General features: G+C 46.0%; 16 protein-coding genes. 5 read left to right on the top strand and 11 right to left on the bottom strand.

Annotated features, from left to right (window positions below):
* The first annotated feature begins 7 nt into the window (after nt 1-7).
* Nucleotides 8-442 carry a Fur family transcriptional regulator gene (locus GWG06_RS07535; RefSeq protein WP_127042873.1) on the top strand — a complete coding sequence of 145 codons (435 nt, stop codon included), beginning with the start codon at nt 8-10 and terminating at the stop codon, nt 440-442.
* 127 nt (nt 443-569) lie between these two features.
* On the opposite strand, the gene GWG06_RS07530 is transcribed toward GWG06_RS07535, so the two are convergent.
* The 3 genes from GWG06_RS07530 to GWG06_RS07520 all read right to left on the bottom strand — a co-directional run bounded on the left by GWG06_RS07530 (nt 570) and on the right by GWG06_RS07520 (nt 4,993).
* Nucleotides 570-2,282, bottom strand: a complete 1,713-nt coding sequence (locus GWG06_RS07530) for a M3 family oligoendopeptidase (protein WP_160712355.1) — start codon at nt 2,280-2,282, stop codon at nt 570-572.
* 259 nt (nt 2,283-2,541) lie between these two features.
* On the bottom strand, nt 2,542-3,204 hold the full coding sequence (locus GWG06_RS07525) for a DUF5606 family protein (RefSeq protein WP_160712353.1): 663 nt from the start codon (nt 3,202-3,204) through the stop codon (nt 2,542-2,544).
* Nucleotides 3,205-3,298: 94 nt separating this feature from the next.
* The gene (locus GWG06_RS07520; protein ID WP_160712351.1) at nt 3,299-4,993 is read right to left on the bottom strand and encodes a lamin tail domain-containing protein; all 1,695 of its coding nucleotides are present in this window, start codon (nt 4,991-4,993) and stop codon (nt 3,299-3,301) included.
* A gap of 148 nt (nt 4,994-5,141) precedes the next feature.
* On the opposite strand from GWG06_RS07520, the gene GWG06_RS07515 reads away from it, so the two are divergent.
* Together GWG06_RS07515 and GWG06_RS07510 are read left to right on the top strand one after the other, a co-directional pair.
* The gene (locus tag GWG06_RS07515) at nt 5,142-6,131 is read left to right on the top strand and encodes an aspartate-semialdehyde dehydrogenase (protein WP_127042881.1); all 990 of its coding nucleotides are present in this window, start codon (nt 5,142-5,144) and stop codon (nt 6,129-6,131) included.
* A 316-nt stretch (nt 6,132-6,447) separates the two neighbouring features.
* Nucleotides 6,448-6,699 carry a hypothetical protein gene (locus GWG06_RS07510; RefSeq protein ID WP_079471700.1) on the top strand — a complete coding sequence of 84 codons (252 nt, stop codon included), beginning with the start codon at nt 6,448-6,450 and terminating at the stop codon, nt 6,697-6,699.
* 131 nt (nt 6,700-6,830) lie between these two features.
* On the opposite strand, the gene GWG06_RS07505 is transcribed toward GWG06_RS07510, so the two are convergent.
* The 4 genes from GWG06_RS07505 to uvrB form a co-directional block, all read right to left on the bottom strand.
* Nucleotides 6,831-7,490: a DUF2461 domain-containing protein gene (locus GWG06_RS07505; protein ID WP_127042885.1), complete on the bottom strand. Its 660-nt coding sequence runs from the start codon at nt 7,488-7,490 to the stop codon at nt 6,831-6,833.
* 152 nt (nt 7,491-7,642) lie between these two features.
* Nucleotides 7,643-8,725: a porin gene (locus tag GWG06_RS07500; protein ID WP_160712349.1), complete on the bottom strand. Its 1,083-nt coding sequence runs from the start codon at nt 8,723-8,725 to the stop codon at nt 7,643-7,645.
* Between the two features lie 278 nt (nt 8,726-9,003).
* Nucleotides 9,004-10,395 (bottom strand): ammonium transporter, encoded by a 1,392-nt coding sequence (locus tag GWG06_RS07495; RefSeq protein WP_160712347.1) that lies wholly within the window; start codon nt 10,393-10,395, stop codon nt 9,004-9,006.
* A gap of 408 nt (nt 10,396-10,803) precedes the next feature.
* Nucleotides 10,804-12,858, bottom strand: a complete 2,055-nt coding sequence (uvrB, locus tag GWG06_RS07490; RefSeq protein WP_127044550.1) for an excinuclease ABC subunit UvrB — start codon at nt 12,856-12,858, stop codon at nt 10,804-10,806.
* A 105-nt stretch (nt 12,859-12,963) separates the two neighbouring features.
* On the opposite strand from uvrB, the gene GWG06_RS07485 reads away from it, so the two are divergent.
* Nucleotides 12,964-13,755, top strand: coding sequence for a S1/P1 nuclease (locus GWG06_RS07485; protein ID WP_235938203.1), 792 nt, complete (start codon nt 12,964-12,966; stop codon nt 13,753-13,755).
* 107 nt (nt 13,756-13,862) lie between these two features.
* Here GWG06_RS07485 and GWG06_RS07480 read toward each other — a convergent pair whose 3' ends face one another.
* The gene (locus tag GWG06_RS07480; RefSeq protein ID WP_127037423.1) at nt 13,863-14,786 is read right to left on the bottom strand and encodes a PfkB family carbohydrate kinase; all 924 of its coding nucleotides are present in this window, start codon (nt 14,784-14,786) and stop codon (nt 13,863-13,865) included.
* Nucleotides 14,787-14,864: 78 nt separating this feature from the next.
* Complete coding sequence (locus tag GWG06_RS07475; protein ID WP_127037425.1) at nt 14,865-16,280, bottom strand: MATE family efflux transporter; 1,416 nt, start codon at nt 16,278-16,280, stop codon at nt 14,865-14,867.
* A gap of 427 nt (nt 16,281-16,707) precedes the next feature.
* On the opposite strand from GWG06_RS07475, the gene GWG06_RS07470 reads away from it, so the two are divergent.
* Nucleotides 16,708-17,232, top strand: coding sequence for a hypothetical protein (locus tag GWG06_RS07470; protein ID WP_127037427.1), 525 nt, complete (start codon nt 16,708-16,710; stop codon nt 17,230-17,232).
* 173 nt (nt 17,233-17,405) lie between these two features.
* Here the strand turns inward: GWG06_RS07470 and GWG06_RS07465 are convergent, their stop codons facing one another.
* Nucleotides 17,406-19,475 carry an OmpA family protein gene (locus GWG06_RS07465; protein ID WP_160712345.1) on the bottom strand — a complete coding sequence of 690 codons (2,070 nt, stop codon included), beginning with the start codon at nt 19,473-19,475 and terminating at the stop codon, nt 17,406-17,408.
* A 60-nt stretch (nt 19,476-19,535) separates the two neighbouring features.
* Complete coding sequence (locus GWG06_RS07460) at nt 19,536-20,543, bottom strand: PorP/SprF family type IX secretion system membrane protein (protein ID WP_127037431.1); 1,008 nt, start codon at nt 20,541-20,543, stop codon at nt 19,536-19,538.
* Nucleotides 20,544-20,634: the final 91 nt, after the last annotated feature.

Raw genomic sequence — 20,634 nt, 5'->3', positions numbered from 1 at the left:
TTTCATCATGGCCACAAAACAACAAATTACAGAAAGAATAGGCACCTTGCTGCGTGACAGTAAACTGAGCGTAACCGAAACCCGGACCAAGATCCTGGAACTGTTCATGAAAAGTAACGGCGCACTGGAACACAGCGATTTTGAAAAGCTGGCAGGCAAATCATTTGACCGGGTTACGGTTTATCGTACCCTGCAAACATTTCTTGACAAAGGCATCATTCACAAAATACCCACTACAGATACGTCCATACGCTATGCAGTATGCAAATCGGAATGCTCCGAACACGATCACCACGATCATCATGTTCACTTCAAGTGTGAGGAGTGCGGCACCACCATTTGCCTGGACGATACTGATATTCCGCAGATACAGCTGCCTAAAGGCTATGCAGCCAGCAATGTGGAAGTGATTGTAAGCGGCGTATGCAAGTCCTGTAAATAAATTTATTGCTGTTATATCAAAGCCGCAGGGAGCAATGCTTCCTGCGGCTTTTTGTTACCTGTTATGCCTGTCAATAAAAAAGCAGGTTTGCCGCAACAAACCTGCCTTATATTTTTTAGCCGGAAGACTAGAGTTTTTCTATTTCCTGTTTCACAAAATCGGCCAGCTCCTTTACATAAGCCGGAGAGAAATCGAACCTGATACCTGCTGCTTTGTACAGTTCAGGTAAAGTTCTGGTATTACCTAAACTTAATGCCTGTACGTAGTTATCAAGCGCCTGCTGTTTATTCTCTTTGTATTGCTTCCACATGGCAATAGCGCCCAGCTGGGCTATACCGTATTCAATATAGTAGAACGGTACTTCAAAGAGGTGCAGCTGCTTCTGCCAGGTGATAGCCTTGTAATCTTCATGACCGCTCCAATCCACAACGGAAGGAGAGAATTCATTCAGTATTTCCACCCATTTAGCTGTACGTTCTTCAACCGTATGTTGCGGATGCTCATAGATCCAGTGCTGGAACTTATCAATAGTAGCTATCCACGGGAAGATGATAATAGCACGTTCCAGTTGCTGTAGTCTGGCGCGGCGCAGCTGTTCTGCATCATCAAAGAAGATGTTCCAGTAGTCCATGGTGAACAGTTCCATGCTCATGCTGGCTACTTCAGCAATTTCCATCGGGTATTCCTTGAAGGCGCTGAGCGGAAGATTATGGCTCAGGAAGGAGTGTACCGCGTGGCCGCCTTCATGGACCATGGTAGTCAGATCTTTCATCTGACCGGCGGCGTTCATGAAAATAAATGGTACGCCGGTTTCAGCAAGCGGACAGTTATATCCTCCGGGGGCTTTACCAATACGGCTTTCGAGATCCAGGCGTCCCATGGTTTTCATTACCCGCAGGCAGTCGCCGAAGAAGGGGCCCAGTTCATCGAAGGTAGCGATAGCTTTGTTTACCAGTTCATCGCCGGTCTGGAATGGCTCCAGGGGCTTAATACCGGCTGGTTCGGCTTCTGTATCCCAGGGTTTTAATTTATCTACTTTCAGTTTGGCTTTTTGTTTCTCCAGGATTTGCTGCACCAGTGGCACAATATGCGCTTTGATAGCATCATGAAACTGGAAGCTGTCTTCTTTGGTATAGTCAAAGCGGCCCAGTTCTTCAAACTTATAATCGCGGTAGTTGGCGAAGCCTGCGTTTCTGGCCACCTGATCGCGTTTCTGTACCAGGCCGGTGTAGAGTTTATCCAGCGCGTCTTTATCCTGCAGCCTGCGGGCACCTGTTTTCGTGAATACTTCTTCTCTCAGTGCGCGGTCTTCCTTTTCCAGGAATTTGGCCGCCTGCTGCAGCGTGTATTCCTGCCCGTTAACAGTGATCGTCATTTTACCGGCTATCACTCCGTATTGCTGGGCCATAACACTCAGTTCAGCCTGTATGGGCACATTCTCTTCGCGGAACAGTTTCACCTGTTTCTTTACATTGCGGAGATATGTTTTGTAGAGTTCCTGATCGAGGTCTTTCAGGAAGGGGCTGTCCAGCAGTTTTTTATTGAGCGCATCCGCGTAGGGTTGCAGCCTGGGCTGGATTTCCATACAGAAGTAGGTGAATGCTTCTTCCAGTTCTTTACTGGTAGTATCGCATGTCATGCGTATCTGGCGCCAGCAGGCATCTTCGCTTATTACTGCTTCCAGTTCGCTCATATCTTTCAGCCACTGTTCCAGCCCGGTTACGTTGTTGATTTCGCGCTGCTGCAATTTTTCAAAGTAAGGTTGCAGCGCATCCCAGGTAGTCACTGTAAATGACTCAGGCAAAAAGTGACGGGGAAGTTTTTTTATATCTGCGTTCATAATTAATTGTTTTCGGATTTCCGGAATTTGGAAATTACTGATTTTTAAGTTTCCGGCAGCACATTTTGTAAACAATCCAGGCTCCTGGTAACCGGAAATACCGGTGACACAGAAGCCTGGATTATTTAGTTATTTGGTTATTTTATTATTTGAGATTTTGAAAAATGCAGCAGAGATTTAAATTCTTAATTCATAATTTAAATCTCCGCTGCATTTTTTTAAATCTCAAATAACTAAATGAATAAATCTCAAATGATCATTATTCTTCGGTTTTTTTCTTGCGAGGTTTGGCTACTTTTTTAGGTTCTTCACCTTCAGCAGCTGGCGCGTCTTCTTTTTTAGCTTTTGCTTTCTTAGGTTTCTCTTCAGCACCTTCTTCAGCAGCCGCTTTTTTGGCGCGTGGTTTCTTTGGTTTTTCTTCTGTAGCTTCTTCAGCAGCATCAGCAGCCGGTGCGGCTTTTTTCTTTTTCTCCGCAACTGGTGCAGCTTCTTCAGCTACCTCTTCAACTTCTTCCTCACCGTCGGCCAGGATTTCCTCAAATTTCAGCAGATCATTTGCTTTGAGGATACCGAACCATTTCACCATTTTCTTCATATCGCTCACATATACCCTGTCTTCATCGAATTCAGGAAATACGTTCTTGAAATAAGCTTTGATAGCATTATTATCAGCTTTACCATCAGCCGGTGGGAAAGCACCTGCTTTTTCCTCCATAGCTTTGAAAACTTCTGCCAGGTTTACGTTCTCGCCGGTGGTGAAAACTTCAATACTTTCCAGTGGAGTAAAATTATGCACGCGGGAAGATACAAACCTTGTACTTTTATCTTCCAGTGACCTAACGATGGCGCCATCTTGTTTACTGGCAATTAACTGAAACAAACCGCCCAATCCGGTTACTGCAACAATTTCTCTGTACTGCATGTTCAAATTTTTAGGAAGCGCAAATATAAATAATTATAATAGATTGCCCGCTGACAAATTTTCACAAAAAAATGCCATTAGCAAGGGGCTGGCATCAACTCAACTTTCGTGCCATGACCAGACTCTGTTTCCAGCGTTTCACCCGGCCTTTGAGGTTAAATATCTCTATTAAAAATATATAAATCCCTGGCGGCAAAAGTACTGCATTTTCTCCAACTCCGTTCCAGGTCATACAACCTTTATTTCCGAGCATGATATTTCTGGCAAGATAGCGTACGGGCCTGCCACCAGCGTCAAAAACTGTCACATTGCCAATCCATCCGGGCTCCGGTAGCTGATAGGTGAGCCGGGCTTCATCATCAGTACCGTCGTTGTCGGGCGAGAAGAGCGCCGGCGTCAGGGAAACAAAAGTATCCGCTTCCCGCCATTGTTGCGAGTTTTCATAACCGGGCGTTGCGTAACCCGCTGTTCCTGCGGCAGACAACCAATTACCCGGCTCCGCTGCCGGTTTATTATTATCCAGTCTTTCCAGCGATACGCCTTTCTGTTGTGTAGCCAGTTCCAGGTGCATGGCCGCTGTGTATTGTACGGCGTCTATCACCTGGCTGTCTGCCCGCAGCAGCAGCAATGCTCCTGCCGCCGCAGGCATGGAAGGCAGGCTGCCTGTTTCCTGTATCTGTTGCCGTTGCCGGCATATGTAGTAATCGCAAAGCTGATCCGCCGCGGTAGTACAGGCCAGGTATTGACCTGGCATCAGGATACGGCTGCCGGCAGTTATTTTCTTTACAGGCCCGGGACTGCCGTCTGTCTTTCTGGCGCACAGGCGCAGCTGTCCGGCATCTATCGCCTTGTTACTGCGGTTATACACCTCTATGAATTCCGGAACGCCGGAAGGCGCATTAAACAGTAGTTCGCTGATGACAACATCCGCCGGTGCAGGCATCTGCGGGCGGGCAAATGACAGGTTGTTTTGCAGGAGGCTTTCATTGCCTGTACAATCGGTAACACCGGTAGCAGTCAGGTTACAAACAGCAGTACCAACCGGAGCGGCCAGTTCCAGTAGTACCTGTTTGAAAAGCGGAGGGATGACCGTCGCGGATTTTATGGAGGCACCTGTTATGTTGTACCGTAACGGATTTGCAGCCACGGCACTATCCAGTGTTTTACTGAAGTGCAATATCAGGTGAATACTGTCGGGCATCTCTGTAAAATACAGATCCGGCCTGGTGGCATCTGTTATTTTTTCTGCCACTGTATTATAGCGGCCGGGAGTGCCTCCGGCGGCTGCCAGGGAGGGCTGCCAGTTAAGCCGGCCGGAGCAGGGCAGGGACACATCTTTCATTTCCAGGCTGTAACCACCACCGGCCTTTTTCGTTTGTCCGTACCAGTGCTGCTGATAGGCCACTGCGTGCATCACCTGCCGGGAGGCATTATACAGCGCTACAGTGCCGGAATCATCTGTCAGTGCAGGGAAGCGGTCAACCGCCAGCACATTGGGAATATGAAAGCTGTCTGCCGCAGCAGGAGCGCACAATACCACCATACTATCCGGCGGCAGCAGACAGGCCGGCAGCACGGCTTCCCGTTTATTTATAACCAGGCGCCAGTAGTGCAGCTGCAGTGTATGAGTGCTGCTATTCCGCAGCTCTATATATTCGAACGGAGGCAGTCCGGCTACGGGTGTTGGTTTAGGCATTATCTCGTGAATCACGGCATCATAGATGTGGGGCCGGGTAGTATCGGGAACTGGCAGACAAGCCGCCATCCAGCAAACAATGGTCAGTAACATATTTTACATTTTTGGGGTATTCAAACATACTGATATTAACGTGTCCGGATGTTAATTACATCTTAATGGAATAAATAAATCACTTTACTATGAAAAGAGGGTTGTATATATTAATTTTGGGTCTCCAAAATTTAAAATGTAAAACAAAATGAAAGTTGCCGTAGTAGGAGCTACCGGACTGGTAGGCTCAAAAATGTTACAGGTGTTAACGGAAAGAAATTTCCCCGTCACTGAATTGATTCCCGTGGCTTCTGAGAAGTCCGTTGGTAAGGAAGTAACATTTAAGGGCAAGCAGTGGAAGGTGGTGAGTGCTGATACGGCTATTTCCATGCAGCCTAACGTAGCTATTTTCTCTGCCGGCGGCAGCACTTCCCTGGAATGGGCGCCTAAGTTTGCGGCTGCAGGTATTACTGTAATCGATAACTCCAGCGCCTGGAGAATGGACCCTTCCAAAAAGCTGGTGGTGCCTGAAGTAAACGGCGCTGCACTGACTCAGGAAGATAAAATCATTGCCAACCCTAACTGCTCTACCATCCAGATGGTGCTGGTACTAAAACCACTGCATGAAAAATATAAAATCAAAAGGGTAGTGGTATCCACCTATCAGTCAGTAACCGGTACCGGCGTGAAGGCTGTTACCCAGCTCATGAACGAAAGACAGGGTATCAGCGGCGAAATGGCCTATGCTTACCCGATAGATCTCAACGTTATTCCCCAGATCGATGTATTTCTCGATAACGGCTATACGAAAGAAGAGATGAAGATGGTGAATGAGACGAAGAAAATTATGGGCGATGACCAGATCCTGGTAACGGCCACGACTGTACGTATACCAGTTATGGGCGGCCACAGCGAATCTGTAAACATCGAATTCGAAAATGCATACGAGGTAAACGATGTACGCGGCTTACTGGCACAGACGCCGGGTGTTATAGTGGTAGATGATCCTTCCAGGGCATTGTACCCGATGCCGAAGGATGCGCATGATAAAGACGAGGTATTCGTTGGCCGTATCCGCAGGGACGAAACGCAGCCTAACACCGTGAATATGTGGATTGTGGCAGACAATCTGCGTAAGGGCGCTGCAACTAATGCGGTGCAGATTGCAGAATATTTGCAGCAAAAAAACTGGTTATAATCATACTGTTGTGCTATGTAATTAGGGCCTCTAATGACCTGTAAACGTATCCATCGTATATGACTATACGAAAACAAATTCATAACTCATTAAAAGCAAGCGTCTTACCGCTTGCTTTTTTTTACACTTTTCATAAAACCATAACATTCAAAGTGTAAAAATTACACGGAAGTAGTATTGATTTGTGGTTTATAAAATCCAATTTTGAAAGTAATAATCCTATGCCAACTAAGCTTTTTGCAAAAAGAGTAGTCCAATTTTAGAGTGATGCAGAGTATTTTCGTTATTTTCTAATCAGAAAACACCCTTTAATCCTATGAAAACCAACACCAATCGTGAGCTTTTGTTAATGCACAAGTTTACCGAAGAGTGGAGCACAAATTTCTCCTCACAGGTATCCCGTATAATGAACATCGTTGATCAGCAGGATACACTGGATGGAATCATTCCTATTATTGAGGTGGCTAATGTGTATAATCAGCGCTTTGCCCATGCGCGTACGGATAAAGAAAACCTGTTAAAGAACCGGAAGGCTCGTCCGTTCGAATTTCTCATCCACAAAAACTGATTCATTTGTTTATTTGTTTATTTGAGATTTATTCATTTGAAATGCAGCTGAGATAACAGCGGATATTGTTCTAAGCATTTCCGCCGCATTTCAAATGACCAAATCTCAAATAAGTAAATAAAAAAACAAACTCAGTCCATGGCCCTGTTCAGGAATTGAATAACGGGTTGCATCAGTGAAAATGATTTCAAAATATCCCTTACCAGGGAAGGCTGTACGCAGGCATCATCAGTGAACGGATGAGACATCAGGAGGCTTTTTAATTTGAGGTAAGCAATGGCGGGGTTGTCGGCCTGATAACCCTGGGGGACCGTTTTCAGGGCTTCTCCTTCAATTTTACCAAAGTGCCTGATAAACTCCTTACCGGAAATGATTTGTTCAAATTCCTCGAAGTTATAGTCTATTTCCTGCCGCACTTTTTTCAGCTGCGGTGCAGGTGGCATCCACAGGCCGCCCCCGGCGAAGCTGTTGCCGCCCGGTTCCAGGTGAAAGTAATAACCTGCCAGCGTAGATTTCTTTCCGCCGGATTGAAACGAGGCGGCGAGGTGTGCCTTATAAGGCGTTTTATCTTTTGAGAACCTAACGTCCTTATATATACGAAAAACACAGTCTTTCAGCTGCAGACCTGCCATCGCAGGGTCCTGTTTCGCCATACCATCTATCAGCTGCTGTACCATATTCTCAAAATCAGTTTTCGCTGTCAGGTAGGCCTCTCTATGCTCGTCAAACCACACCTTGTTATTATTCAGCCTGAGTGATTTCAAAAATTTCAACGTGGAAGGTTGTAACATCGCTTTTGTTTTTATAGCAAGATAATGCACATGAAGTTATGATGAAAATCGAATGGGACAAATATACTGACGGGAAAAACCATCCGTCTGGATGGTTCTCCGGTTGAGGTTTCCGTTGCTATTCTTTCAATATATACGAGCCCTTGTAAATACTAGAAATGATACACAGCCGCCAGCAAAACATTAGAAGTAATCCGGGAAGGGCTGCCGCCAGATCTGGTAAAAATATCCGCAGAAGCCTTATCCAACCTGAATTCCGGAATAATAGTCAGGTTTCCTGCCTTATAGGAAAATGACAAGGTACCTGCAATAACATCACCACCAGCAGGCACTGCCCCAAAAACTTTCAGTCCATCCTTATCACTGAAATATTCCCCACGCACCGTAAGTCCGAATTTATCCGTAAAATCACAATTCACATACAGCGCTGATCCCCACCAGCTGACGTTACTACGCTCTTCTTTGCTGGTGCGGGTGTCCAGGTAGGTACTGTAGGTACCATTATATCCCAGCCCCAGCACTTTGTTAACCTGATAGGTAGCTACCACATCTGCCTGATGATTCTGCACTCCCAGCGTATCCTTGCCCTCCAGGTAGTTGAGGTATAACTTCACAGGCGTTTCTGCAGGCGCAAAACCTAATTGCGCTCCGATATATTTATGACTGTTTAAGGTGACTGATTTAAGATCGGTAGGATTAAAAACGCCTACCATAGCGCTCAGGGAAGAAGTTAATGTAATATCTGCCTTAACCCCGGTATGAAAAAAAGGGCCGTAACTGAACATGTAGCTCATGCTGTAATTCCGGTTCAGATAAGCATCTACCAGCTCATACCCCACGTGGGTGGCGTAGCTACCGAGGCTCAGCTTAATTTTTTCTGTCAGCTGATAAGAAACAAACAGCTGCTTAATTGCCATCGATAAGCCGGTAGAAGGCGCCGGTACGTCGTTGTAGGAAAAATCGCCGGCTCTTTTACCAAAGCCCACATCTGCCACGATGCTTCCTTTCTTAAACCCATGCTCCACCTTGAGTGATACCATACCCAGTTCAAAGGAATTATGTGAATTGGTGAAGCTGGTTTTATTGTCTGTATAATTATTGTTCAGGTTATACTTGTAATACACATCAGCAGATCCGGATAACCTGAAACCCGGCGCCGGCAAGGAATCGGCAGATTGAGACCAGGCAACGGCAGCGTTACCCAAAGCGAATAAGGTCGTTAGCATTCGTTTCATGTACTTATGAATTTGGTTGATAAAATGGTAAGTAATGATATGCGGCCTTTTCTTGCGTGTTGTTTTGGGGAGCGTGCATGCGCAGGAATAGAAGGAATGGATAATCAATAACGGTAAGTTTAACAGCAGGTTTCACCGGTTACAGCAACATCGCTATTAATTATCCATTCCAGATCTTTCAAAACGTATATGGTTGCTACGTTTTAATAAAGTTTATACAGATCAGCATCGGACTCAAAGAACATTTTTTCACTATAAACTGATAAAGCAGGTGCTTTTCAGGAATGAACCAGTTCATCCTCTTCTTTGAGTGAGCCGGTTCCGGTAACCGACATCAATGCAGGGTGATAGTTTTCGTTGTGCTGCGTAAGATCCAGTCCAAGTGCCTCTTCATCTTCCGATACGCGCAGCGGGTGTATAAAATTGATCAGTTTGAAGATACCCATCGATACTACAAAACTGTAGCTTACCACCAGCAATAACCCCAGCACCTGATTCTTGAACAGTTCAAAGTTGCCGTAAAGCCAGCCGTTGTTACCGGCGTCGTTCATCGCTTTGGTAGCAAAGATGCCGGTGAGCAGCATACCTACCATACCTCCCAGGCCGTGGCAGGGGAACACATCCAGCGTATCGTCGATGCTGGTTTTAGATTTCCAGTGTACAGCCACATTGGAGATAATGGCAGCAATAAATCCGATGAATATACTTTGCGGGATAGCAACAAATCCGGCAGCAGGCGTAACAGCCACAAGGCCTACCACTGCGCCGATACAAAAACCAAGCGCCGACGGTTTTCTTCCGCGCAGCACATCAAAAAATACCCAGGACAAACCAGCGGCAGCAGTAGCCGTGTTAGTGGTTGCAAAGGCTGTTGCAGCCAGGGCATTAGCGCCCAGTGCAGAACCGGCGTTGAATCCGAACCAGCCAAACCACAGCAGGCCGGTACCTAACAGTACAAAAGGAATATTGGCAGGCTGCAGCTCTTTCTTCTCTAAATGATCTTTCCTGCGTTTCAGTACGAGCGCACCCGCCAGTGCTGCACAACCGGCAGAAATATGTACCACGGTACCACCGGCAAAGTCCAGCACACCAAGTTTGAAGAGTATACCCTCCGGATGCCAGGTCCAATGCGCAATTGGCGCATACACCAGTAAGCTGAACAATACCATAAACAATACATAAGAGGTAAAACGGATTCTTTCCGCTACCGCACCCACTACCAGCGCCGGCGTAATAATGGCAAACTTCATCTGGAAGAGCGCAAACAGCAGCAGCGGAATAGTGGGGGCCAGGCTCCACGGGGCGCCCGACCCTACATTTCTGAACATAAAAAAAGTGGTGGGGTCACCGATAATACCATTATATGATTTTCCAAATGCCAGACTGAAACCAACTACTACCCATACCACACTGATCAGCCCTGTGGCTATAAAGCTCTGCATCATGGTAGAAATTACATTCTTCCTGTTTACCATGCCTCCGTAAAAGAAGGATAAACCGGGAGTCATCAGAAATACCAGGGAAGAGGCAACCAGAATCCAGGCGATGTCAGCAGTATTATATTTACTTACATCTGAAAAATTGGGGATAGCCGGAATAAAAATTCCAATTATTGCTACTATCGCCAGAAAAATAAAGGGTAGATAGTCTTGGAATGCGTTTTTCTTCATAGCATTTGATTTTTAAATTTCTTAAATAAAAGTATATCCGGAATTTAAAACATCAAATAGAAGGCCTTAAAAATAGAAAAAATTGAATTTAGAGGGTATAAATTAGGATTAAGTCAATTATATAATATAAAATAATAATATTAATTCTATTCAGAGAGATTATATTGAAATAATGCAATCGATAACATTAACTCTTGTTAATTGATTATCAAATAAATATGAACAGTATGAATAGAAGTTAGCATTTTTCAAAAATCAGGTGGGCAAGATGTTACAGCAATGTAGAAACATGCTGTCTTATTATTTGTTTTATAATACTTTATATATAATCACAATAATATTTCATTATTTAAAATCACAATATGATATTATAAATAATTCTATATAATGTTTTGAAAGAAGTATCACTTATTGCTTCATCTCCTGCAGTTCCCGCTCCATAGCAAACATCTGATCGCGTAACCGCGCGGCCTCCATAAAATCAAGATCACGGGCAGCCTTCTCCATATCTTTCTTCACCTTCGTAATAGCCTTCTCCAGCTGCGGGATCGTCTTAGCCCCCGCAGAAGCACCTTTCGCATACTCCATCGCATCCTCAGCCACCAGCGTTACTTCATCATGTACAGCATATGGCGACTGCTCATCAAAATGCTTGATTTCCAGTACGGATGTCTGTCCCAGGATCTGTTCCTTCGTCTTACGCACCGTTCTTGGTACAATATTATGCTCTACATTGTAAGCAGCCTGCTTTTCCCGGCGACGGTCTGTTTCATCGATCGTCCGCTGCATACTGTCCGTCATTTTATCTGCATAGAAAATCACCAGCCCGTCCACATTACGCGCGGCACGTCCGGCGGTCTGCGTCAGTGAACGCTCATCACGCAGGAACCCTTCCTTATCAGCATCCAGAATAGCAACCAGCGATACTTCCGGCAAATCCAACCCCTCTCTCAGCAGGTTTACTCCTACCAGCACATCAATATTTCCCAGCCGCAGGTCGCGCAGGATCTCAATACGTTCCAGTGTATCCACCTCAGAGTGGATGTAACGGGATTTAATATTGATGCGTCCCAGGTACTTATCCATTTCTTCGGCCATACGCTTGGTAAGGGTAGTCACCAGTACGCGGTCGCCCTTCTGTACGCGTTTGTCTATCTCTTCCAGCAGGTCGTCCACCTGGTTTACACTGGGCCTCACTTCAATAGGCGGCTCCAGCAGCCCCGTAGGGCGCACCACCTGCTCTACTACTATACCTTCGGTTTTCTTTAATTCATATTCTCCCGGCGTGGCGCTTACAAAAATAGCCTGCGGTACCAGGTTCTCGAACTCATAGAAATTCAGCGGGCGGTTATCCATAGCGGAAGGCAGGCGGAAACCAAATTCTACCAGGTTCAGCTTACGCGAGCGGTCGCCCCCGTACATACCGCCTATCTGCGGGATGGTCACATGGCTTTCATCTATTACCAGCAGGAAATCTTTCGGGAAGAAGTCCATCAGACAGAACGGGCGGTCACCCGGCCGCCGGCGGTCCAGAAAACGGGAATAGTTCTCGATACCACTGCAGAAACCCAGTTCCCGGATCATTTCCACATCATAGTTCACGCGTTCGGATAAACGCTGTGCTTCTATCAGCTTGCCATTGGCCTTGAAATAATCTACCTGTGCATGCAGCTCGTCCTGAATTTCATACAGCACCTGCTGCATAATATCTTTCGGCGCCAGGTAAAGGTTGGCCGGGAAAATGGCTGCATTCTCCATGGTACTGATACGTTTTCCGTTCTGCACATCTATGCTTTCTATTTCTTCGATTTCATCTCCGAAAAACGTAATTCTGTAACCGAAATCAACATAAGGCAGGTTAATATCTACGGTATCGCCTTTCACCCGGAAATTTCCTCTGTTGAAATCGCCGGTAGTACGGGAATACAGGGAATTTACCAGTCCGTGCAGGAAAGCATTGCGGCTGAAAGTCATCCCCCGTTGAATACGGATGATACCTTTCTCATATTCCGTCGGGTTACCCATACCATAGATACAGGAAACGCTGGCCACCACAATGATGTCTCTCCGGCCGGAAAGCAGGTTAGACGTGGCTTTCAGACGTAGTTTATCCAATTCCTCATTGATAGCCAGATCTTTTTCAATATAGGTATCGCTGACAGGCATATAAGCCTCCGGCTGATAATAATCGTAATAGGACACGAAATACTCTACCGCATTATCCGGGAAGAACTGTTTCAGTTCCCCATATAACTGGGCTACCAGGGTTTTATTATGGGTGAGCACAAGGGTAGGACGTTGTACATTCTGGATAACATTGGCAACTGTAAAGGTTTTTCCGGAGCCGGTCACCCCCAGCAGGGTTTGGTATTGTTCTCCACTGTTCAGCCCCTCGGTTAATTGTTTGATTGCTTCCGGCTGGTCACCAGCAGGAGCATAAGGCGCATGTATCTGAAATGACATAATTGATGAATCGTTTGAGAAGTATGTAAAAATACTAAAGAACCGGCATCTTAAAGTGTTAAAAAAAGATGCTTTAATTTTGCAGCTTCAATCAAGGACTTACTTATGAGAAAAAAAATGCTGACTGGCCTTGTAGTGGCCTTTTTACTGCCGCTGGCCAGCTTTGCCTGGGGGCCGAACGGTCACCGCATTGTAGCGGAAATTGCCTGGCAACACCTGACTCCCAAAGCCAGGAAGGCAGTAGCCAACATCCTGGGCGGACAAAGTCTTGCGATGATCGCCAACTGGCCTGATTTCATCAAATCGGACACCACGCATCAATACGACAATACCAACCGCTGGCATTACCTGGATTTCCCCGGAGGCGTTGACAGGACTACCTTTGACGGTATGCTGAAAGCTGCCACCGGCGAAAACCTCTACACCCAGACGCAGGCCATGATGAAAGACCTGAAAAATACGCGCCTGGCGGCAGATAAGAAATGGTTTGCCCTCACTTTTCTGGCACATATGATCGGTGATATGCACATGCCCCTGCATGTTGGCAGAGACGAAGATCAGGGTGGTAACAAAATCAATGTGATGTGGTTCGACAAGCCTTCCAACCTGCACCGGGTATGGGATGAACACCTCATTGATTTTCAGCAGCTCAGCTACACCGAATACACCAAAGCCATTGATATTGCCACCCCTCAGCAGGTGAAAATCATGCAGAGCGGTTCCATTGCAGACTGGATGTTTGAATCTCATCTGCTGGCAGACAGGATCTACGGCTATACCAAACCGGATTCCAAGCTCAGCTACCGTTATAACTACGTATTCCTGAACGATCTGAATCAACAGCTCCTGAAAGGTGGTGTAAGACTCGCCTCCATCCTCAACAGCATTTTTATTTAGTTATTTGGTTATTTGAGATTTTGAATAAAATAGAGAAGCCCCCTGAGCAGTTCAGGGGGCTTCTCTATTTTATTCAAAATCTCAAATAACCAAATAATGAAATGGTACTAAACCAGGTCGATGTCAAAGTTTACCAGCTGAACAAATTGTTCGAGGCGGGCAGAGATTTCTTCCTGGGTTACTTCTCTCAGACGTTCAGTACCGAATTTTTCCACGCAGAAAGACGCCATGGCAGAACCGATGATGATGGCTGTTTTCATGTTCTCGAAAGAAACATCCTTTGTTTTAGCCAGGTGACCGATAAAGCCGCCTGCGAAAGTATCGCCGGCGCCGGTTGGATCGTATACATCGTCCAGCGGCATAGCAGGAGCAAAGAAAACATGGTTCTCGTGGAACAACAGCGCGCCATGTTCACCTTTCTTGATAATCAGGTAACGGGGGCCCATGGTCAGGATTTTGCGGGCAGCTTTCACGAGGGAATATTCACCGCTCAGCTGACGCGCTTCACTGTCATTCACCATCAATACGTCCACTTTCTTCAGCACTTTCAGCAGGTCATCCAGCGCTACTTCCATCCAGAAGTTCATGGTGTCCATCACAATCAGCTTAGGTCTTACCTTCAGCTGATCCAGTACGCTCATCTGCACCTGTGGCGTTAAGTTACCCAGGATCAGGAATTCGCTTCCCTGGTAGCTTTCAGGAATAACCGGGTTGAAATCGGCCAGCACGTTGAGATCTGTTACCAGTGAATCGCGGGTGTTCATATCCATATGATATTTACCGGACCAGTAGAAAGATTTTTCGCCTTTCTTGATCTGTACGCCATCCAATGCAACGCCTTTGGCAGTCAGTGCATCCAGTTCGGACTGCAGAAAGTCTTCGCCAACTACAGAAACCTGATTGATAGGCTTTACAAAGTTGGAAGCTGCCCACGCGATATAAGTAGCAGAACCACCGATAATTTTACCTGATTTCCCAAAGGGCGTTTCAATTTCATCGAACGCCATAGTGCCTACGACTGTGAGTGACATATTGTTTTTCTGGTGTTTATTAGTGTTAGGTTTAATGCAAAATCAGGCAAAGGTAATTACTTATGCAGAAAGCGTAAACTAAATCTTTATATGTTTCCAGGTACCTCTGCGGAACAGGAAAATGCCCACCACAGCTACGGTTGACTCAGAGATGGCGATGGCCCAGAATACGCCCTGCGGGCCTGCATTGAACCATATAGCCAATATCCAGGCCAGGGGCATCTGCCACATCCAGAGGGAGAACAGATTAATCAGTGTAGGCGTTTTCGTATCACCTGCACCGTTAAAGGCCTGGGTGATAACCATGCCATAGGCGTAAAACACGTAGCCAAGGCTCATCAGCCGCAGGCATTGCACGCCATAGTTTACAACTACCGGTTCTTCTGTGAACAGCCTTATAATAACCGGCGCTGCGGTGAGAAATACAATGGCAACAATACCCAGAAAAATCATATTCAGGAATGCCGCCCGCCATACAGAGCGTTCAGCGCGGTCTGGCTGCTGTGCGCCCAGATTCTGACCGACCAGCGCAGCCGCAGCGTTGGCCATTCCCCAGGCAGGCAGAATAGTAAATATCACTACCCTGATAGCAATCGTATAGCCAGCAACAGCATCCTTGCCGAAGTGGGAGATGATACGCACCAGGAAAATCCAGCTGGCAGAAGCAATCAGCATCTGCGCTGTTCCGCCGGCCGCAATCTTCAGGATAGCAGCCATCACTTTGCCGTCGGGTAACAGATGCCTGCGGGCAATACGTATCAGGTTTTTACCACCAAACAGATGATACAGCTGATAGGCAACACCTGCACCACGGCCAATGAAAGTAGCCAGGGCTGCGCCTTTCAGGCCCAATGCGGGTAAAGGACCCGGGCCTGTAATCAGCAATGGGCAGAGGATAATATTCAATCCGTTTGCAATCCAGAGCGAACGCATCGCCAGCGCAGCATCGCCGGCTCCCCTGAAAATACCGTTGATCAGAAACAGCAACACAATAACAACATTGCCACCGATCAATATTTTCGTATATACGTGACCGTAAGCTATGACTTCTTGCGAAGCCCCCATTACAGCAAGAATATTTTTCGCAAACAATATTCCTGCAATACCGATGACAACCGTAATAGCCAGTGCAATATAAATGGCCTGCACGGCAGCATGCGCGGCTTCGTCCGGATTCTTCTCGCCGGTTCTTCTCGCCACAACAGCAGTAGCTGCCATACTTAAACCCATACTGCAGGTATACACCAGGGTGAGTACAGACTCTGTTAAACCTACGGTAGTGATGGCATTGATACCAAGGTGGCTGACGAAAAATATATCCACCACGGCAAATAAAGATTCCATCGCCATCTCCAGGATCATAGGGATAGACAGCAGAAAAATGGCGCGGTTAATACTGCCGGTAGTAAATTCCTTTTCAGTACCGGCAACGGCTATACGAAATAATTTAATAAACGCTGAAATACGTGATACTATTGATGTGGACACGGGCATATAAACTCATTAAAGAAAATGAATGAAACATTGCAGGAAGCGCTGCAATACAAGATCAATAAAGTGGAAATGTGGTTAACGGGAGGACCGTTAGCAAATTAACAGAGCATATGCCGATAGTTTTTTGCACCTCAGTGCGGAACAAATGTAAAAGTTTTTTTTATACCCGCTAATTTTTTTACATAAAAGTTTAAAGTTGCAACATCAACCGTAGGTTATTCGATACCAGTGAAAAAATATTTCAGTATAAAATCAGCCCCAGCAAAGCATTTCACGACACACCATGTTGATATTTTCTTTTTTTATTACACGTACTGTAACTTTTTATTTTTAGCGTCGTTTAATATGCAGTAAGCGCCGAAAAACCTTGATTGTAATAAATGCCAAACTAATCGCAATCTTAAAACCTATATAAAAAACAGAAATCATGCTTATTTCCAACAAACGTGCTCTCAAAGTGGGAGTCATGACTGCCGCCGTATTGGGTATTGCCTTCACTTCCTGCAAAAAAGACGACGCTGTTACACCGCCGCCGCCGGCAGCACGCAGCAAGACTTTCCAGTTGAGTGGCGCAGGTGCTGATGCTGCCAAAACATTAGGTACTGTTACCATCCTGGAGAATAACGACAAGACGGTAAACGTTACACTGACATTGGCTAAAAGCACCAAAGATGCTGCACATCAGCTGTACTTCGTATTTGGTCCTAAAACAGCACCTACCACTGATACACTGTTAGCAAAAGAAATTAAAGGAACCGGCGCTGAAATGAAGGAGATTGAATTATTCAGCAAAGTAAGCACTATCAAGGTTCGCCAGGCTGCAGGCGCCAGTAAGGATACCGCCTTTAAGTTCGATAATGCTGTTGCCTATGCAGCACACCTGAAAGTAATGCAGAACAAGACTTCCACAGACACGCTGGCTATCGGCAACTTCGGTAAATCCGCCAACTAATTCATCTCTTTTATAACGTTTACGATTATACGTTTTTATCATGAAACGTAGTTACTATCGTATGCCCATTACGGAGTGATGATAAAAGAAATAGCCGGCATAACGCCGGCTATTTTTCCGTTTTGATTATAGGATATGGAAGTACCGGAACGGGTTCCGGCTACTTAAATGGTTTATTGTGTTGACTGTGTACTACCGCTGTCATCATTACTGGCTGGCACCTGTACCTGCCTGCGGAGTACCTTGAACTCTGTTCTTCTGTTCAGCTGACGGCCTTCAGGATTATCCTTATGGTTAGGCAGTGAGTTCGGCGCAACCGGGCGTGATTTGCCGTACCCTTTTGCAATCAGGCGGGCAGGTGAAATACCTCTGCTGATAAGATAATCCACGCATGACTGCGCACGGTCCTGTGATAATTTATCATTGAATTTCACAGAGCCTACGCTATCTGTATGCGCACTCATTTCAATAGTCATTTTGGGGTTATCATTGAGAATGCCCACTACAGTATCCAGTACAATTTTGGATTCAGGACGTAAGGTAGCCTTACCAAAATCGTAGTAGATATTATTCAGCACAATTGGTTTTTCAATTTCATAATGTTTGATACAAACAGTAGGATTATCCATAGAATCCACTCTGTTTAAAGTATCTGTATTGAAGTAAAATGCTTTGGTGAAATAGTTTTCCTTTTCGGCTACTACTTTATAGTAGCGCTGTACATCTACTTCGAAGGTGTATCGGCCACTAGGTCCGAGCGTTACCTTATTGATATTTTTCCTCCGTACTGTGTCTATCAGGGTAACGGTAGCACCTTCCAGCGGTTTCCGGGTATCGCAGTCGATAATCAGTCCGCTCGCTATTTTGCGTACCCTGTTCACGCCAAATACTTCCAGGCAGCAAACAGATTCTCTGTCGGAGCTGATGAAGCCTGCTGCAAAAGGATGTGAATTATCCAATGCGGTATAGTAGATATCATCTTTGGGAGAATTGAGTGGCATACCCATATTTACCGGTACAGACCAGGTACCGAAATCGCCTTCGCTGGAGAAGAAATCAAGTCCGCCGAGGCCTACACGGCCATCTGTGCTGAATACCAGCAGATTTTTCTCCTGGTCATAAAAGGGGGCTTGTTCTTCATCCTTGGTATTGATTGCTGTCCCCATATTACGGGCGCTTCCCGGCGTATTGCCGGTCATCACGCAATACCACAGGTCATTTTTACCCATGCCCCCTGGCCGGTTAGAAGTAAACAACAGGTATTTGCCGTCCGCTGTAATGAAAGGCTGCATGGAGTTATATCCTTCTACGTTCACGTTGCTGCCTAATACTTTGGGTTCTGCCCAGGCGCCATTCTGTTTAATGCTGATATAAACAGAAGCATGTCTTTCTCCATTTTTGGTATTCCACCGGGTAAGGTAGAGGGAATTACCATCCGGCGATAATGCAGATACGCCCTGATCTACACCTTTAGACAGGGGAATATTTAATTTCCTGCTGTTATCATACGTATTGTTGCTGCCGGTAGCGGTGTATAAATCGTTTACATAGGGAGTTCCTTTCCGGTTGGTGTTCTTTTTGTCGGCCGCCTTACCGGATGTAGGTAATGGTGGTGTTTCCGGGCGGGAAGAGGTAAACATCAGGGTATTCTGATCCAGCAGTACTGGTGCGTAGTTAGCGCCTCCTTCGTTCACATTTCCGGATGTTTTCTGTATCGTAAAACGCGGTTGTTTTTTAGATTCGTTGACTGCAAACTCACAGTTAGCAATTTCCAATGGTACGCGGGTGGCGATTTCATCGGATGTTGTATAATTTTTCTTGAACTCGGTAAACTGCTGCAGGGCCTGGTCGTATTTACCGTTGGCCCTCAGACATACGCCGTACCAGTAGCGGGCCTGCGGATAGGCGGGATTATTGAATCCTACCACCTGGGCATACCATGTTTCCGCGTTACCGAAGTCATTGTATAAGCGGTAGGATTCTGCCAGCCGGGCTACCACCTGTTGATAGTCCTTGAATTTACCTTTGGGTGCTGCCGCTTCACCAACGGAATAGGGCAGTACCTGCTCCGGCTTGATTTTAAAGGTACCCAGGGCTTTATTGTAATACTGTGCTGCCGAATAATAATCTTTTGCGCCGTAATAGACATCCGCCGTATGCTTGTAATCATACACATACTGCGCTTGTATGGAGTTAATTATGCCTGCAAAAATTACGAGTACAATGAGTGTAATTTTTTTCATGAGGGTTCCATTTCTATGTTCTGTATAAATATTTTCCTCCATTCTCATCAGTTCCAGCTTTTATAATCTTGGGCAGATAAAGTATTCTTCACCAAGTATTCTTCTTTTACGGCTGATAAAGGAAAGGGATACTTCAAAGCTCTGGCTTCCATTTACCAGGCGACGCATATTGGATGTGTTGGCATCGTAGCTGAGGCCCAGTACGAAACCTTTAAAGTGGAATCCGGCAAATGGAATTACAGCATCATTGAAGCGGTAGTTACCGCCCACCAGGAAGTCGAATTCCGGGTTAACCATCAGTGACGCATATGCGCCGGCCACTATTTCTTCTGCATTTCCCTGCCGCATGTATAATCCGGTAGGGGTGATGCTTACCGCGTCGTTTAATTTAATTCTGGTACCGCCATGTACCTGGTATCTTACGGGCAGTTTCTTTTCTTCTCCGTTAGAAGCAAACGGATCTTTCGGACTGGTAAGGTGTGCCGCAGCAAAGCCCACAAACGGGTTCAGTGTGTGGTTAGGGTTACCGTCGAAGAACATGGCGCCTGCACCGGCATCGAATACCGTGGAGGAGGTGGTGGTAACGTTCTCCCCGTTAGCGATGCTGGGATCATATCCTATCACCGGCTGATACTGGCTGCCTGTCTGGAATTTTGCAGGATCCACGCGGCGGTTGATGATACCACCCTGAATACCGAAGGTAATCTGGCTGGTTTTAGTAGCGCCAAATCTTACGCCCGTATAGGATACGCTTGCCATGGCATTGAAGTAATTATATCCTGCATCCCCGGCAGCCATATTGATGACATTCAATCCTACGCCGAGATTTTTGTTGGTAGCGGCATCTACGGAAATACCTGCAGTGGAGAACGGTTTACCATAGTTAGCCCATTGATTGCGGTAATCGCCGCTAATCCTGTAATCACCATCAATCACACCTGTCAGTGCAGGATTTAGCCACAGCGGATACGCATAATACTGTGAAAAGTGCGGGTCCACCTGGGCTTCGGCCAGCCTGGGCAACAAACTGCTCCAAAAAAGTATTGCAACAATAAAGATCCTTTTCATAGGAACATTTTTTACTTGTTCAAGATTAACCGGGATACAGGCAGATGCAACCTGCATCCCGGCTATAATTAATTCATTTTGCTTTCATTCT

The organism is Chitinophaga solisilvae (genome assembly GCF_009928525.1).
GTDB classification, from domain to species: Bacteria; Bacteroidota; Bacteroidia; order Chitinophagales; family Chitinophagaceae; genus Chitinophaga; species Chitinophaga solisilvae.
The sequence above is the reverse complement of the archived record's forward strand: the minus strand, read 5'-3'. Positions and strand labels throughout refer to the sequence as shown.

Excerpts from the sequence above, each read along its gene's own strand:
- GWG06_RS07525 (WP_160712353.1), bottom strand. The coding sequence starts at position 3,204 with ATGCAGTACAGAGAAATTGTTGCAGTAACCGGATTGGGCGGTTTGTTT.
- GWG06_RS07460 (WP_127037431.1), bottom strand. The coding sequence starts at position 20,543 with ATGAAAAGGATCTTTATTGTTGCAATACTTTTTTGGAGCAGTTTGTTG.
- GWG06_RS07515 (WP_127042881.1), top strand. The coding sequence starts at position 5,142 with ATGAAAGTTGCCGTAGTAGGAGCTACCGGACTGGTAGGCTCAAAAATG.
- GWG06_RS07495 (WP_160712347.1), bottom strand. The coding sequence starts at position 10,395 with ATGAAGAAAAACGCATTCCAAGACTATCTACCCTTTATTTTTCTGGCG.
- GWG06_RS07535 (WP_127042873.1), top strand. The coding sequence starts at position 8 with ATGGCCACAAAACAACAAATTACAGAAAGAATAGGCACCTTGCTGCGT.
- uvrB (WP_127044550.1), bottom strand. The coding sequence starts at position 12,858 with ATGTCATTTCAGATACATGCGCCTTATGCTCCTGCTGGTGACCAGCCG.
- GWG06_RS07505 (WP_127042885.1), bottom strand. The coding sequence starts at position 7,490 with ATGTTACAACCTTCCACGTTGAAATTTTTGAAATCACTCAGGCTGAAT.
- GWG06_RS07465 (WP_160712345.1), bottom strand. The coding sequence starts at position 19,475 with ATGAAAAAAATTACACTCATTGTACTCGTAATTTTTGCAGGCATAATT.
- GWG06_RS07475 (WP_127037425.1), bottom strand. The coding sequence starts at position 16,280 with ATGCCCGTGTCCACATCAATAGTATCACGTATTTCAGCGTTTATTAAA.
- GWG06_RS07485 (WP_235938203.1), top strand. The coding sequence starts at position 12,964 with ATGAGAAAAAAAATGCTGACTGGCCTTGTAGTGGCCTTTTTACTGCCG.
- GWG06_RS07480 (WP_127037423.1), bottom strand. The coding sequence starts at position 14,786 with ATGTCACTCACAGTCGTAGGCACTATGGCGTTCGATGAAATTGAAACG.
- GWG06_RS07530 (WP_160712355.1), bottom strand. The coding sequence starts at position 2,282 with ATGAACGCAGATATAAAAAAACTTCCCCGTCACTTTTTGCCTGAGTCA.
- GWG06_RS07470 (WP_127037427.1), top strand. The coding sequence starts at position 16,708 with ATGCTTATTTCCAACAAACGTGCTCTCAAAGTGGGAGTCATGACTGCC.
- GWG06_RS07510 (WP_079471700.1), top strand. The coding sequence starts at position 6,448 with ATGAAAACCAACACCAATCGTGAGCTTTTGTTAATGCACAAGTTTACC.
- GWG06_RS07520 (WP_160712351.1), bottom strand. The coding sequence starts at position 4,993 with ATGTTACTGACCATTGTTTGCTGGATGGCGGCTTGTCTGCCAGTTCCC.
- GWG06_RS07500 (WP_160712349.1), bottom strand. The coding sequence starts at position 8,725 with ATGAAACGAATGCTAACGACCTTATTCGCTTTGGGTAACGCTGCCGTT.